The 17,709-nt window shown below is 64.4% G+C and carries 13 protein-coding genes; 5 read left to right on the forward strand and 8 right to left on the reverse strand.

The window, feature by feature from the left end; genetic code table 11:
- Nucleotides 1-36: 36 nt before the first annotated feature.
- Nucleotides 37-2,400, forward strand: a complete 2,364-nt coding sequence (locus tag BCA01S_RS08640) for a UvrD-helicase domain-containing protein (RefSeq protein ID WP_020069494.1) — start codon at nucleotides 37-39, stop codon at nucleotides 2,398-2,400.
- On the forward strand, nucleotides 2,397-3,206 hold the full coding sequence (locus BCA01S_RS08645) for a 5'-methylthioadenosine/adenosylhomocysteine nucleosidase (protein WP_027776573.1): 810 nt from the start codon (nucleotides 2,397-2,399) through the stop codon (nucleotides 3,204-3,206). The genes BCA01S_RS08640 and BCA01S_RS08645 overlap by 4 nt, the downstream gene beginning before the upstream one ends.
- Before the next feature lie 29 nt (nucleotides 3,207-3,235).
- Here the strand turns inward: BCA01S_RS08645 and BCA01S_RS08650 are convergent, their stop codons facing one another.
- A complete protein-coding gene (locus tag BCA01S_RS08650) occupies nucleotides 3,236-5,143 on the reverse strand; it encodes a propionate--CoA ligase (protein WP_027776574.1) in 1,908 nt (635 codons plus the stop codon).
- Between the two features lie 201 nt (nucleotides 5,144-5,344).
- Nucleotides 5,345-6,622, reverse strand: coding sequence for an MFS transporter (locus BCA01S_RS08655; RefSeq protein ID WP_027776575.1), 1,278 nt, complete (start codon nucleotides 6,620-6,622; stop codon nucleotides 5,345-5,347).
- Nucleotides 6,623-7,127: 505 nt separating this feature from the next.
- On the opposite strand from BCA01S_RS08655, the gene BCA01S_RS08660 reads away from it, so the two are divergent.
- Entirely contained in the window at nucleotides 7,128-8,810 is a 1,683-nt protein-coding gene (locus BCA01S_RS08660) for a methyl-accepting chemotaxis protein (RefSeq protein WP_027776576.1), read from the forward strand.
- A gap of 67 nt (nucleotides 8,811-8,877) precedes the next feature.
- Here BCA01S_RS08660 and BCA01S_RS08665 read toward each other — a convergent pair whose 3' ends face one another.
- The 4 genes from BCA01S_RS08665 to BCA01S_RS08680 are packed head-to-tail and all read right to left on the reverse strand — an operon-like array spanning nucleotide 8,878 to nucleotide 13,822.
- Nucleotides 8,878-9,738, reverse strand: a complete 861-nt coding sequence (locus tag BCA01S_RS08665; RefSeq protein WP_027776577.1) for an efflux RND transporter periplasmic adaptor subunit — start codon at nucleotides 9,736-9,738, stop codon at nucleotides 8,878-8,880.
- Between the two features lie 13 nt (nucleotides 9,739-9,751).
- Nucleotides 9,752-9,952 carry a DUF1656 domain-containing protein gene (locus BCA01S_RS08670; protein WP_020069500.1) on the reverse strand — a complete coding sequence of 67 codons (201 nt, stop codon included), beginning with the start codon at nucleotides 9,950-9,952 and terminating at the stop codon, nucleotides 9,752-9,754.
- Nucleotides 9,942-12,152 (reverse strand): FUSC family protein, encoded by a 2,211-nt coding sequence (locus BCA01S_RS08675; protein ID WP_027776578.1) that lies wholly within the window; start codon nucleotides 12,150-12,152, stop codon nucleotides 9,942-9,944. The genes BCA01S_RS08670 and BCA01S_RS08675 overlap by 11 nt, the downstream gene beginning before the upstream one ends.
- Before the next feature lie 11 nt (nucleotides 12,153-12,163).
- The gene (locus BCA01S_RS08680) at nucleotides 12,164-13,822 is read right to left on the reverse strand and encodes an efflux transporter outer membrane subunit (RefSeq protein ID WP_027776579.1); all 1,659 of its coding nucleotides are present in this window, start codon (nucleotides 13,820-13,822) and stop codon (nucleotides 12,164-12,166) included.
- 154 nt (nucleotides 13,823-13,976) lie between these two features.
- Between BCA01S_RS08680 and BCA01S_RS08685 the strand changes: the two genes are divergently transcribed.
- Both BCA01S_RS08685 and BCA01S_RS38460 read left to right on the forward strand, forming a co-directional pair.
- Nucleotides 13,977-14,915, forward strand: a complete 939-nt coding sequence (locus BCA01S_RS08685; RefSeq protein ID WP_027776580.1) for a LysR family transcriptional regulator — start codon at nucleotides 13,977-13,979, stop codon at nucleotides 14,913-14,915.
- 188 nt (nucleotides 14,916-15,103) lie between these two features.
- The gene (locus BCA01S_RS38460) at nucleotides 15,104-15,262 is read left to right on the forward strand and encodes a hypothetical protein (RefSeq protein WP_169740521.1); all 159 of its coding nucleotides are present in this window, start codon (nucleotides 15,104-15,106) and stop codon (nucleotides 15,260-15,262) included.
- Nucleotides 15,263-15,330: 68 nt separating this feature from the next.
- Here the strand turns inward: BCA01S_RS38460 and BCA01S_RS08695 are convergent, their stop codons facing one another.
- Nucleotides 15,331-16,149: a metallophosphoesterase gene (locus BCA01S_RS08695; protein WP_027776581.1), complete on the reverse strand. Its 819-nt coding sequence runs from the start codon at nucleotides 16,147-16,149 to the stop codon at nucleotides 15,331-15,333.
- 67 nt (nucleotides 16,150-16,216) lie between these two features.
- The gene (locus BCA01S_RS08700) at nucleotides 16,217-17,641 is read right to left on the reverse strand and encodes an FAD-binding oxidoreductase (protein WP_027776582.1); all 1,425 of its coding nucleotides are present in this window, start codon (nucleotides 17,639-17,641) and stop codon (nucleotides 16,217-16,219) included.
- Nucleotides 17,642-17,709: the final 68 nt, after the last annotated feature.

A 17,709-nucleotide genomic window follows, 5' to 3' on the forward strand; every position in this document is an offset into this window, starting at 1 on the left:
ATATAATGACGAACACCCCGCCGTCCCTCCGAAAAAATGCCCGATCTGCTAGCCAATCTCAACCCCGAACAACACGCCGCCGTCACGCTCCCCAACGAGCCCGCGCTCATTCTCGCCGGCGCGGGCAGCGGCAAAACCCGCGTGCTCATCACGCGCATCGCGTGGCTCATCCAGCACGGGCTTGCGTCGCCCGCCACCATTCTGGCCGTGACCTTCACCAACAAGGCCGCGCGCGAAATGATGTCGCGCCTGTCGGCGCTTTTGCCCATCGACACGCGCGGCATGTGGATCGGCACCTTTCACGGCCTGTGCAACCGCATGCTGCGCGCGCATCATCGCGACGCCGGCCTGCCCGCCACCTTCCAGATTCTCGACACCGCCGACCAGTTGTCCGCGATCAAGCGTCTGATGAAGGGCCTGAACATCGACGACGAAAAATACCCGGCAAAGAACCTCCAGTACTTCATCAACAACGCGAAGGAACAAGGACTGCGCCCGAAAGACGTCGACGCCACCGACAATTTCAACCGCAAATTCGTCGAACTGTACGAAGCGTATGACCAGCAGTGTCAGCGCGAAGGCGTCGTCGACTTTCCGGAACTGCTGTTGCGCTGCTATGAACTGCTCGCGCACAATCCGCCGCTGCGCGCGCACTATCAGGCGCGCTTCAAACACATCCTCGTCGACGAGTTTCAGGACACGAACAAGCTGCAATACGCGTGGCTGAAGCTGCTCGCGGGCCAGACCAATTCGATCTTCGCGGTCGGCGACGACGACCAGTCGATCTACGCGTTCCGCGGCGCCAACGTCGGCAACATGCGCGACTTCGAGCACGAGTTCAATGTCCGGCACCTGATCAAGCTCGAACAGAATTACCGCTCGCACGGTCATATTCTCGACGCGGCCAATCAGTTGATCGCGAACAATTCGCGGCGTCTCGGCAAGAATCTGCGCACCGACGCCGGTCATGGTGAACCGGTCCGTGTTTATGAATCCGCGACGGATTCGCAGGAAGCCGGCTGGATCGTCGAGGAGATCAAGGCGCTGATCAGCACCGGCACGTCGCGCAGCGAAATCGCGATTCTCTACCGCAGCAATGCGCAGTCGCGCACGATCGAGCACACGCTCGTCAATGCGGGCATCGCGTATCGCGTGTATGGCGGCTTGCGCTTTTTCGAGCGTCAGGAAGTCAAGCACGCGCTCGCGTATCTGCGTCTGATCGACAATCCGAACGACGACACAGCGTTCGCGCGCGTCGTCAATTTCCCCACGCGCGGCATCGGCGCGCGCTCGATCGAACAACTCGCGGACGCGGCGCGACTGTATAACTGCTCGATGGCCGCGGCGATCCCGTATGTCGCCGGCAAGGCGGGCTCCAGTCTTGCGAGCTTCGCGAACCTGATCGGCAAGATGCGCGCGGAAACGCAGCAGATGAGCTTGCCGGAGACCGTCGAGTACGTCGTCCGTGCAAGCGGTCTCGCGGACTTCTATCAGAACGAGCGCGAAGGTCAGGACCGGCTCGAGAACTTGCAGGAACTCGTCAACGCGGCCGCCGCGTTCGTCAGCGAAGAGGGCTACGGCATGGACACGCCCGCGCGCTCCATTCCGCTGCGTCCGGGAGCCACCGCCGCGCCCGAACTGGCAGTCGCGACCGACGACCCGAACACCGTAGTGCTCGACGCGCCCGGCATCGCCGACCCCGCGCAAAACCCGGACACGATGACGCCGCTCGCCGGCTTTCTGTCGCACGCGTCGCTCGAAGCGGGCGACAACCAGGCGCAAGCCGGCCAGGAAGCCGTGCAACTCATGACGGTGCACGCGGCCAAGGGCCTCGAATTCACGGCCGTGTTCATCACGGGTCTCGAAGAGGGGCTGTTTCCGCATGAGAACAGCGCAATGGAGTCGGACGGGCTCGAGGAAGAACGCCGGCTGATGTACGTGGCCATCACGCGCGCGAAGGAGCGTCTGTACTTGTCGTTCGCGCAAAGCCGGATGCTGCACGGCCAGACACGCTACAACATTCGCTCGCGTTTCTTCGACGAATTGCCGCAGGAGACGCTCAAGTGGCTCACGCCGAAAGTCGAGGCAGGCGCGCGCTGGGGCGGCCGCTCGGACAATGCGGGTTATGGGCGAGACTGGTTCGCCCGGCCCGACCGCCAGCAGGGCTACGGCGGCGGGGCGTCCACGGCAGCCGCGCCGTTGCCGGCGTTCGCTAACGAGCAGCGCGCAGCGGAGGCGGGCTTCCGCGTCGGCCAGCAGGTGTTTCACACCAAGTTCGGCGAAGGCACGATCACTGCGTTGGAAGGCGGCGGGGCCGACGCGAAGGCGCAAGTCAAGTTCAAGCGCCACGGCGAGAAGTGGCTCGCGCTCGCGGTCGCGAAACTGCAGGCGGTCGAATGAGCGCCGCAAGCCAAGGCCATGACGCAGCGCTGGCCGCATCGTCGTCGAAGAGACCGCTCGGCATCCTCGCGGCTTTGCCGCAAGAACTCGGCGACCTGATCGATGCGATGCGCGCGGAATCCGGCGTGCGCACCGTCACGCACGGCCGGCGCGACTATCACGTCGGCACCGTCCATGGCGCGCCGTGCGTCGTAACGCTCGCGCGCGTCGGCAAGGTCGCGGCGGCGGCAACGGTCAGCGCATTGATCCATGCATTCGACGTCGAGGCTGTCGTGTTCACTGGCGTCGCCGGCGGTGTGGGCGCGGAGGTGCGAGTTGGCGACATCGTCGTCGCCAATGCGTTGTTGCAACACGATCTGGACGCGTCGCCGCTCTTTCCGCGTTTCGAAGTGCCGTTGCTAGGCATGTCGCGCTTTGCCGCCGACGCCACGTTGGCCGCGCAGCTCGCCGCTGCGTGTGAGCGTTTTGTCTCGGAGGAAGGCGCTGCGTCGGCGGCGCGTTTCGGCACGATGCGGCCGCGCGTGCATCGCGGGCTGATTATCAGCGGCGATCAGTTCGTGGCGAGCGCGGCGGGCGTCAAGGCTCTGCGCGAGGCGTTGCCGGACGCGCTTGCCGTCGAGATGGAAGGCGCGGCGATCGCGCAGGTCTGTCACGAATACGGTGTGCCGTGCGCAGTTGTGCGCACTATCTCCGATACCGCTGACGATCACGCGCCGGCGTCGTTCGTCTCGTTTCTCACCGAGATCGCGAGCGCTTATTCAAACGCGATCCTCGCGCGCTTTCTGCTAGCGCGCAGCGCGGGTTGAGTCGAAGCGGGCCGACAGAAACCTGGTTTTCACCCGTTGCGCGCCGACTCGCCCAGCCCCTCGCGCACCTGCTGCAACGCGGCCGGGTCTTCGATAGTCGGCAGTTCGCCCGGCTCGCGCCCTTCTGCGAGTGCGGCGATAGCCCGACGCAGCAACTTGCCCGAGCGCGTCTTCGGCAGCATCGAAACGATCACGACGCGCGACGGCCGCGCAATCGCGCCGAGTTGCCGGTCGACCGTCGCCGTGAGTTCGCCTTCCAGCTTCGTGCGCGCGTCGGCATCTGCGTAAGCCTGTGCGTCGCGCAGCACGACGAAAGCCATCGCCGCCTGACCCTTCAACGGGTCGGCGACGCCGACCACCGCGACTTCTGCAACGGCCGCGTGACTCGACAACGCTTCCTCGATCTCGCGCGTGCCGAGCCGGTGCCCCGCGACGTTGATCACGTCGTCGGTGCGGCCGAGGATCGTCACGTAACCGTCTTCGTCCTGAATGCCCCAGTCGAAGGTCGAATACACCTGCTGGTCCGGAAAGCTCGACCAGTACGTACTGACAAAGCGCTTGTCGTCCCCCCAGACCGTCGACATGCAGCCCGGCGGCAACGGGTAATTCAGCGTCAGCACGCCTTTTTCGCCGGGCGGGCACGGCTCGCCCGTCAGCTCATTGCGCAACGTCAGATTGAATCCGGCCGACGGTACACCCGGCGAGCCGAGCTTGGTCGGCAGCGCTTCGACGCCGCGCGGAATCGCGAGCATCGGCCAGCCGGTTTCCGTTTGCCAGTAGTTGTCGATCACCGGCTTGCCGAGCGCGCCGGCAATCCATGAGGCGGTTGGTTCGTCGAGCGGCTCGCCGGCAAGGAACAGCGTGCGCAGGCTCGACAGGTCGGCGTTTTCGAGCAGCGCCGGGTCCTGTTTCTTCAGCACGCGCAGCGCGGTCGGCGCGGTGAACATCAGATTGATCTTGTGCTGTTCGACGAGGCGCCACCAGATGCCGCCGTCGGGGCGGATCGGCGTGCCTTCGTACATCACCGTGGTCAGCCCCGCGATCAGCGGCGCGTAGACGATATAGCTGTGGCCGACCACCCAGCCGACATCCGACGCGGTGAACATCGTGTCGCCTGCCTTGCCTTCGAAGATGTATTCCATCGACGCCGCCAGCGCCACCGCGTAGCCGCCCACATCGCGTTGCACGCCTTTGGGCTTGCCGGTCGTACCCGACGTGTACAGCACATACGAAGGCTCGCTTGACTCGAGCCATTCGCAGGGCACGTGCGCGTCGAAGAACTGTTCGCGCAGCGGTTCGTAATCGACCAGATAAGTTGCGTTGAGCCGCTCCGGCGCGAGTTGCCGGTCGATCAGCAGCACGCGCGCCGTCTTGTGTGTTGCGCGCGCGATAGCTTCGTCGACGAGCGGCGTGTAGTCGATCACCTTGCCGCCGCGCGCGCCGGCGTCGGCGGTCACGATCAGGACCGGCCTGGCGTCGTCGATGCGCGCGGCCAGGTTGGGCGCGGCGAACCCGCCGAACACGACCGAGTGGATCGCGCCGAGCCGCGCGCAGGCGAGCATTGCGAAGAGCGCTTCGGGGATCATCGGCAGATAGAGCAGCACGACGTCGCCGCGCTTCACGCCAAGCGAGCGCATGACTGCGGCCATCCGGTTGATTTCGGCATATAGCTCGGTGTACGTGAAACGCCGCTCGATGCCGGTTTCCGTCGACACATACACCAGCGCATTTTGCTCCGCACGCTCGACGAGGTGCCGGTCCACCGCGTTATGACAGAGGTTCGTGCGCCCGCCGACGAACCACCGCGCGAACGGCGGATTCGAGCGGTCGAGCACGGTGTCGAACGGCGTTTCCCAATGAATGCGCCGCGCCTCGTCGCGCCAGAATGCCTCGGGGTTCTCGATCGAACGGCGGTGGAAGTCGCGGTAGCGGGTCATCTGCGGCGATCCTTCGGATGCTGGGTGACGAACAGGTGGAGAGGCCGTGCGCTGCGGCCACGTTGGGCGGCGCCGGAGCGAGGCGTGTGGCACAAGCATAGAGTACGCGCGGCTCGCCGGACAACGGGGGTTCACCATGAGCGGCGCGCGCAAAAGAAAAAGGCGCCGCAGCGCCTTTTGTCATCCGTCGACAGCAGGCTTTTACGCCTTCGCGCGCTTGCCTTCCACGTTCGGCAGAAACACCGTCAGCACGCCGATCAACGGCAGGAACGAACAGATTTTGTACACATACCCAATGCTGGTCGCGTCGGCCAGTTCACCGAGCACCGCCGCGCCGATACCGCCCATGCCGAACGCGAAGCCGAAGAAGAGCCCGGCGACCATGCCGACCTTGCCCGGAATGAGCTCCTGCGCATACACGAGAATCGCGGAGAACGCCGAGGCCAGCACGACGCCGATGATCACCGTCAGCACGCCGGTCCAGAACAGATTCGCGTAGGGCAGCAGCAGCGTGAACGGCGCGACGCCGAGAATCGACACCCAGATCACGTATTTGCGGCCGATCCGGTCGCCGATCGGACCGCCGATCACCGTGCCCGCGGCCACCGCAGCGAGGAACACGAACAGGTGAATCTGCGCGGCCTGCACCGGCAAATGGAAGCGGTCGATCAGATAGAACGTGAAATAGCTGTTGATGCTCGCGAGGTAGAAATACTTCGAGAAGACCAGCAGGATCAGCACGCCCATTGCGAACATGACCTGGTTGCGCGACAGCGTCGCATGACCGGTCTGGCTGCGCGCCTTCTTGACCGACGGATGCTGCTTGTACCAGCGCCCGATCTGCGTAAGCACGACGATCGCGACGAGCGCCGCCACTGAAAACCACGCGATGCTGCGCTGGCCGTGCGGAATCACGATCAGCGCGGCAAGCAGCGGTCCGAGCGACGAACCCGCATTGCCGCCCACTTGGAAGAGCGATTGCGCAAGTCCGTGACGGCCGCCCGACGCCATGCGCGCGACCCGCGACGACTCGGGATGAAACACCGACGAGCCGCAGCCGACGAGCGCCGCCGCCACCAGCAACACGCCGAAATTGGGCGCCATCGACATGAGCAGCAGGCCGGCCAGCGTGAAGCCCATGCCGACGGGCAGCGAGTACGGCTTCGGATGCTTGTCGGTATAGATGCCGACGAGCGGCTGCAGCAGCGACGCGGTGATCTGATAGGTCAGCGTGATCAGACCGATCTGGCCGAACGACAGCGAGAAGTTGTCCTTCAGCATCGGGTAGATGGCGAGGATCAACGACTGGATCATGTCGTTGAGCAGATGCGAAAAACTGATCGCGCCGAGCACGGAATAAACCGTGCGCTGTACGGTCGCGGCCGGCTGCGCGGTCGAGCCCGTCGAGTTGGGAGTGGCGGTGGTGCCGGTTACGGCTGACGCGCCGGCAAGTGCGCGTTTATCGAGGCTGGTTTCCATACGCTTGGACAAAGGAAAAGAAAGGGGCAATTCCTGGCTGGCGAGATCGAGATCGTCGTGCTACGCCGCGCTTCGTCGCACTTTGTCGTTTCGGCATTCCGACGCGGCGTCGCGGGCGGCCAGCTATTTGTCGCAGTTTAATGTGGCTCGACCGAATTGTAAGGACAAGTTTTGTCGCGAATGAGACAGCGGGCTCGGCGGTCCAGGCCCTCCGACGCGCAGCGGTGGGGCGTTTCACGCACCGTCGCAGTGCCCGGTCGCAAGCGGCTGGCACGCCAGTAAGCGTGTGGCAAGCCTGCCGATAAAAGCGCTGTGGGATTTTTGGCCATGTATAAACGGGCGCGGACGCGCGCTCACAAAGCTGCGCGTCGAGGACCGGGCGATCACGATCGGCTTTTTACGAACCGCACTAAAGATCGCGGACGTCGATGCCGTAGACCCGGAGAGATAAGAAGCAATGCCGGAACAGACCTTTGCGGCAGTTCTAAACGTGGGGACGGGGAATATGAAAGCAGTTTCGTTGGGCAGCCGGACAGGCGCGGGTTTTGTTCCGGATGGAAAAGCAGCGGCGTCGCCGTCGCGCGGCAAGGGTGGAAACGGCGGCCGCTCGCGAGCGGTAAGTCTGAAGGGGCTGTCGGTCAAGACGATGTTGCGTCTCGCGTTCGCCGTGCTGCTGATCGGCACGCTGGCGATCGGCGTATTCTCCCTCACCCAGATCAGCCGCCTGAATGCGTCGGCCCAATCCATCTACGATCAAGGCCACGTTGCGAGCCGCGCTGCGGAAGAGGCCCGCGGCCACATGTTGCGCGCGAGCCGCGCGCAAAAAATGCTGTTGACGGCGACAACTGCTAAAGAACGCGACGAACTGGGCGCCGACATCGAAAAGGGCTTGAACGGCCTTTCCAGCGAGTTGGGGACGCTGCAATTGTACGTCGACAAATCCGACGCGAAGGCCGTCGAGCATCAGAAGAAATTTTCCGCCGCTGTGACGGTGTGGAGCGCGCATCTGCGCGACTTCGTGACGCTCGTGAAGGCGCAGCCGCTCGACCTGTCGCAGATGAACTGGCAGGTCGGCACGCAAGACGTGTCGCTGCTGGTCGAAACCGGCAAGCTCGAAAAACTCGTCGACGAAATGGTCACGGAGCGCGGCACGGCCGCGAAGGCGACGATCGACGCCTCCCGTTTCATTTACCAATCTTCGTTTGTCATGCTCGCCGTCATGACGATCGGGCTGATCGTGCTGGCCGCCGGCATCAGCGAGTGGGTCGTGCGGCGTCTCGCGCGCCAGCTCGGAGGCGAGCCGGCGTACGCGAAGGAGATCGCGAGCCGGATCGCGGCGGGCGATCTGTCGAACCACATCACACTAGGACGCAAGGACAAGTCGAGCGTGCTGTACGCGCTGTCCGACATGCAAAGCGGTCTTGCGACGACCGTGTCCGACATTGCATCGAGCGCGGACGCGATTGCCACCGCTTCGGGCGAAATTTCGATGGGCAATCTCGATTTGTCGCAGCGTACCGAGCAGCAGGCGATGGCGCTGGAGCGTACCGCGACCAGCATGGAGCAGTTGACGTCGACGGTCCGGCAAAACGCCGATAACGCGAAGCAGGCGAGCACGCTCGCAAATAACGCGTCGGAGATCGCGGAGAAGGGTGGCGAAGTGGTGAGCCGCGTCGTCGCGACGATGAACGAGATCAACGACAGCGCGCGCAGCATCGGCGACATCATCGGCGTAATCGAGGGGATCGCGTTTCAGACGAATATTCTGGCGCTGAATGCGGCAGTCGAGGCGGCGCGCGCCGGCGAGGAAGGGCGCGGATTTTCGGTGGTCGCAGCGGAAGTGCGCAACCTCGCGCAGAGGAGCGCCGCTGCGGCGAAGGAGATCAAAGGGCTGATCAGCACGTCGGTCGAGCGCGTGAGCAACGGTTCGACGCTCGCTCAGGACGCGGGGCAAACCATGGACGAAGTCGTCAAGGCGGTGAAGCGCGTGACCGACATCATGGGCGAGATTTCGGCGGCTTCTTCTGAGCAGAGCGCAGGTATCGAGGAGATCAATCTCGCCGTCGCGCAGATGGATTCGGGCACGCAGCAAAACGCGGCGCTCGTCGAACAGGCGACTGCCGCAGCAAGATCGCTCGACGATCAGGCTCACGGCCTCAAGCAGATGGTGGGCAAGTTCAGGTTGTGAGGCCCCGGACAGGATAGGCCGATTGATATGGCAGCGCGCCCGGCACGAACCGTGCGCGCTGCGCCGCTCAACTCTGCTTGACCACCACCGTGCAAGTAATTCCCGCCGCGAGCATCACACCGTCAGGCACCGAATCGATCCTCACGCGCACCGGCACGCGCTGCGCGAGCCTGACCCAGTTGAATGTCGGGTTCACATCGGCGAGCAATTCGCGGCTTTGCGGATTGTCTCGATCGTAAATGCCGCGCGAGATGCTCTCCACATGGCCTTCGAGCGTGCCGCCGCTCATCAGCCGGACCTCGGCCTTGTCGCCGATATGCACATGCGGCAGCTTGGTTTCCTCGAAGTAGCCATAGACCCAGAACGAGTGACTGTCGACAATGGCGAGCTTCGCCGCGCCGGCTGTCGCATAGTCGCCGCGAAACACATTCAGATTCGTCACGTAGCCGTCGACCGGCGACACAACCCGCGTGCGCGCCAGATTGAGCTTCGCGGCATCTAGCGCGGCGAGCGCCTGCTGATAGGCAGCCTCGGCGGCCGACGCCGTATGCGTCGCGTTTTCCTGGTTTTCTTTCGACACCACGAGCGAATCCATATCCGCGCGGCGCTTTGCGTCGTCGCGCCTCATCTGCAATTCGGCCTTGCGCGCGGCCACTGCGGCCTGTGCCTGTTCGACGGCGATCTGGTAGTGAGACGGATCAATCTGCATGAGCAGATCGCCTTTCCTCACCAGTTGATTGTCTTTCACCGGCAGATCGACGACGGCGCCTGAAACGTCCGGCGCGACGTTCACGATCTCGGCGCGCACGCGTCCGTCGCGCGTCCACGGTTCATCCATGTAGTGAACCCACAGCACGCGTCCCAACAGGACCGCGACGGTAAAGATTATGGCTGTCGCGACGAAGCCAACAAGATTTCGAATGGTCATGTTTCGACTCTGATCAACGGTAAACGGCGAGACCCAGCACGCCGCACACACACACGAGCAGGCTGGCCCGGAATAAGGACGGGTGCCATACCACGCGATACACGCCCGTGTAGGCGATGACGCGATCCAGCACCCAGGTGAGCACGGCGCCCGCAATGAACAGCAGAACGATCGTCGGCACGTAGGCGTCGAAAACGGCAATGTCACGCGGCATGCGGAACTCCTTCTGACGCGTCGGCTCGTGCGCTCATCAACGGTTCCAGCGGCGATTGCGGATCGAGCAACGCGGTACGAATGAAATGCAGCTGACTCAGAATGCGCTGCAACTGATGGCGCTCTTCGCGCGGCGGCGCGAACTCTGCAAGCAGCAACTGGACGGCGCGGATCGCGTTTGCGGTGGCGTCGAGTGCGCGCTCGAAGCGCTCCGCACGCGGCCGCTCGAACAGAACGCTCAGCGCATCGCACACTGCGTGCAGCGAGACCCGCCACGGCATCGTCTTCGCATAGCGCGGGTCGGCGGGCAGCATCGCCACTTCGCGTCGCAGATCGATGACAGCGTTGCCCACTTCGAGCACCGAGAAGAGCCAGCGCAACGTGTCGCGCCTTGCCGACGGGTCGTCCTGCGCGAGCGCGTTGATCTGGAACATCAGATCTCGTGCGCCGCTCTCGAAGCGCGAGCGCACGCGACCGAGGCGTGCACGGCTCGCCAGCGCGACCTGGCGCCGCAGATCCACGAGCAGCCGGTTGCGCAGCCACGGCGTGGACGGCGGCAGCAGCACGGCGAACGCGACCGACGACACGAGCATCGACAGCACGAGCGCGATCGCATCGTTGATAAAGGCGCTCGGGTCGTAGTGCATCACGTTGTCCGGACCGGCAAGAAAGCAGAAGAAGATGCAGTAGCCGACGCCCCAGCCTGCGAGAGCGGGCCGCGTGGTCATGAAAACGCCGAACAGCAGGAACGGCGCGAGCGCCGCGCACAGCAGCGGAAATCCGTCGATGCGCGGAAATACGCCGTACACGGCCAGCATGCCCATCACCGAGGCGACGAGCGTGCCCGCCGCCATCTGGAACACACTGCGTTTCGGATCCGGCGACGACGAAGCCAGCGCGCAAACCGCCGCCGCGTTCAACGTCAACGTCGAACCGCTCGGCCACGCGGTGGCGATCCAGAACGCGCCGAGCACCATCATCACGAGAGCGGCGCGCAGGCCGGCGACGCCCGCGGCGATCGCGTTCGTCTTGGGCTGATAACGCTCGACCCAGCGCTCGCGCTCATGCGTGTCGACGGCAAGCGACGCGTAAGTGGCGGCGTATGCATGCAGATCGTCGATAAAGCGGTACAGCAGTTCCGCGCCCGTGTCGAAGTCGAGCAGCGGCGCATTGGGATGCGCTTCGAGCGCGGCGCGCGTCGCGCGCACGCGGCGCGGCAGTTCGGCCTTGTACGCGTCGAGTTGCGCGGCGGCGTGGGCGGCGTCGGCCGCGCTCAACACGGGTTCGCCGGACTTCGCGAGCAACGGTGCGATTTCCTTGAAGTACGGCTCGAGCGCGTCGATGGCGATGGCCGCGCCGTGCGTGCCGGCGTCGCGCAGTCGGTTCATCAACTGATGCAGCGCGTGAAAGCGCGTCGATGCGGTCATGAACTCGCTGTTCAGCCGGGCGAGACGACCGCCGCGCATCCGCGAATCCGGTCCTTCGAACACGGCGACGCTGCGCGCCGCCTCGAACCCGACGATGTCCGCGACGAAGCGCGCATTGGTCGCTTCGATCTGCGCGCGGTCATTGCGGCCGGCGAGCGACGCCGACACGTATTCGACGAACGCGGAAAAACGCGCTCGCACCGTGCTGCGCATCTGCAAGCCGGTGAACTGCGGGAAGACGAGGCCGCTCACGGCGCCCGCGCAGACAATGCCCAATACGACTTCGGCGACGCGCGTGAGCGCGCTCAGAAATGCGCCGTCGGGATGTTGGGAAGCAGGAATGCCGATCAGCGCGGCCGTGTATCCGGCGAGGACGAATCCGTAGGACCTGAAGTTGCGGTTACGCGCGGCGCCTGCTGTGCAGATGCCGACCCAGATCGCCGTCGTGACGATGAACATCTCCGGCTGTTGCGCGAACAGTCCGATCAACGCAAGCATCACGACGAGGCCGACCAGCGTGCCGCAAATCCGGTAGAAGCTTTTCGCGAACACCATGCCGCTTTGCGGCTGCATCACGATGAAGACGGTGGTCATCGCGGTGCGCGGTTGGGGCAGGTCGAGCTTCATTGCGATACCGAGCGCGAGGAAGCACGCGGCGAGCGCCTTGAACAGATAGATCCACGTGAGGCCGTCGGTGCGCGCCCAGTCGGCGGCGGCCGAGTACCACACGGCGAACGACGAAGCCCGCGGAGCGCATGAAGAGGAGGCTGACATGGCGGGTTTCCTTATTCGGCAGCCGACGCGGCGTTGCCGGTGTCCGCATGGCTGAGCGCCGCCGCGCGCTTCCGCGTAGTGTTCGCTGCGGGGTCTGCGTTGCGCTCGCCCGCCGTGCCCATCGCGGCAGGCGCAACCGCTGCTTTTACGGCAGTCGCGTGCGACGGTTGCACGGCGGCCTTGCCCTTACCATGCTCTGGCAGAGTCTGGTCCGCTTGCGGACCGTTGGCCGGATCGTCGATCCCGCCGCCCAGAGCCGTGACCAGCGACGCATGCACGCCGAGCCGCTCGGCCTGAATCCTGGCCACGCCTTCCTGAGCCCGAAGCAACTGATTCTGCGCGATCAGCACGTTGAGATAGTCGGTCAAACCGCGTCGATAACCTTCACGCGAGAGTTCGTAGTTTTTGCGCGCAGCGGCGACCGAACGGTCGGCGTCTTGCGCCTGGGTCGCGAGCGAACGCATGCGGATGACCTGATCCGAGATGTCCTTCAGCGCGCCGACGATCGACTGGTTGTAGCGCTCCACCGCCTCGTCGTAATCGGCCGACGCTGCGCCGAGCTGCGAGCGCAGCCGGCCGCCGTCGAAAATCGGCAGCGACAGCGCCGGTCCGGCGCTCCAGCTATGCGAAGGATTCTTCAGGAACTGGAACAGCGGCCCCATTGCCGCATAACCGCCGATCGACGCGAGCAGATCGATATCCGGATAGAACTCGGCTTTCGCGACGTCGATGCCGCGCGCCTGTGCCGCGACTGTCCAGCGCGCGGCAACCACGTCCGGCCGATGCCCGATCAACTCCGCGGGCAGGGCGCTCGGCAAGCCGGCAGGCGCGCCGAGCGACAAGACCGGCCGCTGGATCGAGTCGCCCGCGCCGGGACCCTTGCCGGCCAGCGCGGCGAGTTGATTGCGGCTCAACGCAATGTTTTCTTCGATCGAGTCGATCTGGCGTTCGTATTCCGGCAGCGGCGTTTCGGCCTGGCTTACTTCGAGCTGCGTGCCGATGCCGCCTTTCAGGCGCCGGCGGGCCAGGTCGGCGATTTGCTGCTGTTGTTGCAAGGTGGCGCGAGCGATGTCGAGGAGCGCGTAATCCAGCGACATCTCGATGTAAGTGCGCACCACGTTGGCCTGGAGTTCGAGTTGGGCGGCGCGGGCATCGGCGGCGCTGGCATGCGCGGCGTCCAGAGCGCGTTCGGCGGCGTTCTTGTCCTTGCCCCACAGATCGAGGTGATAGGACAGCGCGAGCGTGCCGGTGTTGTTCCACGACTGCTCGCCCGCGAGCGGCCCGGGACCGTAGTAGAGGTTGTCGGCCCACTTCTGACGTTGGATCGACAGATGGCCGTTCACTTGCGGCGACATTGCCGAGCGCGCGACGCCCGCCATCGACATGGCCTGGCGCACGCGCGCCTGAGCGGCGGCGAGGCTCGGATTGTTCGCCTGTGCGGCCTCGATCCATGCGTCGAGTTGCGGGTCGTTGTAGGCGCGCCACCAGTCGGCGGCAGGCCATTGCGCGTCGGCGTTCGCCGCGCGAATGGCGTTGCCGGCGTCGAGCGACGCCGCGTCTGTGCCGCTCGCCTGGGGGGCGATGCCTCCGGTATTTGCGCAGCCGGCGATTGTTAATAGGATCGTAAGAACCGCAGATGCGGCGATCCTTGTTAGTACCGGAGACTGCACGATTCCTCCAAAAGTCGCTATAGAAGCAAGGTGTCAATTATATTTTTGGATCGATTGCCGAATAACCGGTAAAAATGCAAGGCATTCTTACGGACGTTGAGATAATCGCCCTTGCAAACCGTGTAACAATCGCTGCGGATTCTCAAGGAAAGGTATGGATACGCTTCAAAACATGCGCGTATTTGTCCGCGTCGTCGAAGCGGGCAGTTTCACGGGTGCCGCGCAGCACCTGAACACGACGACTGCATATGCGTCGCGCGCGGTGTCCGATCTGGAAGCGCATCTGCGCACGCGCCTGTTGAACCGCACCACGCGCCGCATTGCGCTCACAGAGGCCGGCGAGCGTTATCTGCAGCGCTGCGAGCAGATCCTTGCGTATGTCGATCAGGCTGAGGCCGAGGCGAGCGACGCGCACGCGCGTCCGTCGGGCAAGCTGAAAGTCCACGCAATGACGAGCTTCGGCCAGCACTACGTCGTGCCGGCCGTGGGCCGCTATCAGGAACGGTATCCAGAAGTGCATATCGAGCTGACGCTCGCGCAGCGCATGCCGGATCTGCTCGACGAGGGCTTCGACGTGTCGCTTACGCTCGCGACCGGCTTGCCCGATTCGGGACTGGTGTCACAGCGGCTCGGCAGCGCGTTCAGCATTACGTGCGCGTCGCCGGCCTATCTGGAGAAGCATGGGGTGCCGCAAACTCCCGGCGACCTCGCGCGCCACACGTGCCTGCAGATGGTCACGCCGGTGTTTCCGCCCGACAAGTGGGCCTTCGACGGCCCGAACGGCGAGGAAACCGTTACGCTCGGCCCGGCCACTTTCCAGGTGAACGTGGCGGAGGCAATGGCTGTCGCGGTGGCGAGCGGCATGGGCGTCGGGCTGATTCCGATCTACTCGGCAATCAGCGGTTTGCGGAACGGCTCGCTGGTGTGGCTGCTGCCGGAATACACGTCGCAGGCAATGAATCTCTATGCGTTGTATCCGTCGCGCCAATATCTGGACGCCAAGATCCGAACATGGATCGAGCATCTGCGCGAGGAGCTTCCGGCGACGCTTGCGGCCGATCAGGAGGAGTTGCGGCAGTTTGCGCGGACGTGAGGCCGGCGCCGCATTGGCGCCCGCAGCACCCGAATAACGCCCTGTTACATCGGCGCCGCGCCGCAACATTTCCTTACTTCTGGGCGGAAATCGATTTGTTACCGTGTCGATGACGCTGCTGCTCGAGCCGGCACGTTCATTTCGCCGCCACGATTCGGCAATCGCAATCACTGAAGGACGAGGATTCCATGGATACGCACCTGATGATCGGCGTGGCCGTCATGTTTGGATTAATCGGCATTGCCGCATCTCGCGACCTTCTGCGCCGCCTGCGCGAACAGCAGTCGCAACTTGTACCCATCAAGATCGAGCGTCCGGAAACGCGCAAGCAGCGAGGCGGGCGGTAATCGTTCAAGCGTGCGTTCGAGCTTGCAGCCGTGGCCGCGCGAGCTGAACCGCTGGCTCTGCCGCCGGGCTATATCTCGACGACCTTGTCCCACGCAAATTGCGGATTTTCCCACTGCCCGCTGCGCCGGTCGAAATAGCCTCGCGGATTGCAAACCACGCGCGTGCCGTTGATTGTGTAGTCGAACGGCGTATGCGTGTGCCCGTGAATCCATAGTGCAACCGGCGTGCGGACGAGTTCCGGCAAGTGGTTGACGAATCCGGCGGACACGCGGTCGTGAGCGTAGCGCTCGGCAAGACTCAACCGATGCGGCGCGTGATGCGTGACCACGATCGTCTGGCCGGCAAATGGTTTTGCGAGTTCGTGCTCGAGCCATGCGCGCGCCTGGCGGTGCAGCGCGAGCGAGTCGCCGGGCGTGAAGTCGCGCGCTGAGTCCTCGGCATATTCCTGCGAATTTTGCGGCCAGTTCATCTGGATCAGTCCGCGAAAGTCGAGCATGGCGCGCCGCGACGCCTCTATCGATTCTTCAAGCGCTGCGCTGTCTGCGCCGAACAGCGCAAAATCCGTCCACAACGTCGTGCCCAGCACGCGCCAGCGGCCGTGCGGATCAACGAGCGCGGCGTTGTTCAGCACGTGCACGTTGTCGACCTGCGCGGCGGCATCGTGAAGTGCGCTTTCCAACGCTCCGAACTCGCCGTCGTAGTACTCGTGATTGCCGGGCACGTAGACCACGGGCACCGCGCCGTCGAAAGCCTGTGCGGCCCAGCGCGGCCCCGCCGCATGATTGTGAATGTCTCCGGCCAGCACGACGAGATCCGCCTGCGCGTGCGGAATCAGTTCAGGCTCGTCGTTTTCCAGATGCAGGTCGGACAGCACGCGAATTTTCACGGATAGGGCTCCTGCGAGTGATCCGCGTCGACATGCGCGGGCCAGGCTTCGGCGTGAAGTTTCAGCTTTAGTTCGAGCGTAGCACCTTGCCCGGGTTCATCAGGTTCAGCGGATCGAGTGCGCGTTTGACAGCTCGCATCAATTGGACCTCGACGTCCGGCTTGTAGTGCATCGCCTCGTCGATTTTCAATTGACCGAGCCCGTGTTCCGCGCTGATGCTGCCGCGATGCCGATGCACGCTGTCATACACCACGCGATTGATCGGGCTTTGGTACTGCGCGAGGAACGCCTTTGCGTCGACGCCCTCCGGCGCCTGCACGTTGTAGTGCAGGTTGCCGTCGCCGAGATGGCCGAATGTCACCATGCGCGCGCCCGGCGCCGCCTGCTCGATCGCCGCGTCGGTTTCTTCGATGAAATGACCGATGCGCGAAATCGGCACGGCAATGTCGTGCTTGATGTTCAGACCTTCCTCGGCCTGCGCGAGCGGAATATGTTCGCGCAAGTTCCAGAACGCGCGCGATTGCGCGAGACTCTCGGCGACCACCGCGTCTTGCACCATGCCGTCTTCGAGCGCCTGTTCCATCAGACGCTCGAACAGTGCGCGCGCGTGCTCCTCGCTTTCGCTGTCCGACAGTTCCAGCAGCACGATTTGCGCGTGCGGTTCCGCGAACGGATAGCGCATCTGCTCGAAGTGCCGGCCAACGAGCCGCAGGCAGAAGTCCGACATGAGTTCGAAACCGGTCAGAAGCGGCCCGGCGACGCTTTGTGTGAGCGACAGAAAGTCGAGTGCGGCATGCGGCGACGCAAGCGCGGCGAGTGCCGTTACGCGCGCCGCTGGCTGCGGATGCAGCTTCAGCACGGCTGCGGTGATGATGCCGAGCGTGCCCTCGGCGCCGATGAACAGATCGCGCAGATCGTAGCCGGTGTTGTCCTTGCGCAGTCCGCGCAGACCATCCCACAACTCGCCTTGCGGCGTGACCACTTCGAGGCCGAGGCATAGCTCGCGCGTGTTGCCGTAGCGCAGAACGCCGGTGCCGCCCGCGTTGGTCGCAAGATTGCCGCCGATCGTGCAGCTGCCCTCGGCGGCGAGGCTCAACGGGAAGAGACGTCCGGCTTCTTCCGCGCGCTTTTGCACTTCAGCGAGTATCACGCCCGCTTCGACGGTAATCGTGTTGTTGTGCGGGTCGATGTCGCGTACGCGATTCAGACGCCGCAAGCTGACGACCGCCTGCGCACCGCTCGAATCGGGCGTGGCGCCGCCGGCGAGACCCGTGTTGCCGCCTTGCGGCACCAGCGCGATGCCGTGTTCGACGGCCAGCTTGACGAGCGCGGCGACTTCATCGGACGTGGCCGGGCAGAGCACTGCGCAGGCCGCGCCGGTGTAGCGGCGGCGCCAGTCGGTGAGGTAGGGCGCCGTGTCGTGTGCGTCGGTCAACACATGGGCGGCGCCGATGGCGTCGCGGCAGGCAGTGAGGAAGGCGGTTTGGGTCATGTCGGTCGATCAGCGGGTTTGGACTGCGTGATGTGGCGAGTGGCGTTCATATGACCGCGGAGGCGCGT

Source organism: Paraburkholderia caledonica NBRC 102488, from assembly GCF_000685095.1.
Taxonomy (GTDB): Bacteria; Pseudomonadota; Gammaproteobacteria; order Burkholderiales; family Burkholderiaceae; genus Paraburkholderia; species Paraburkholderia caledonica.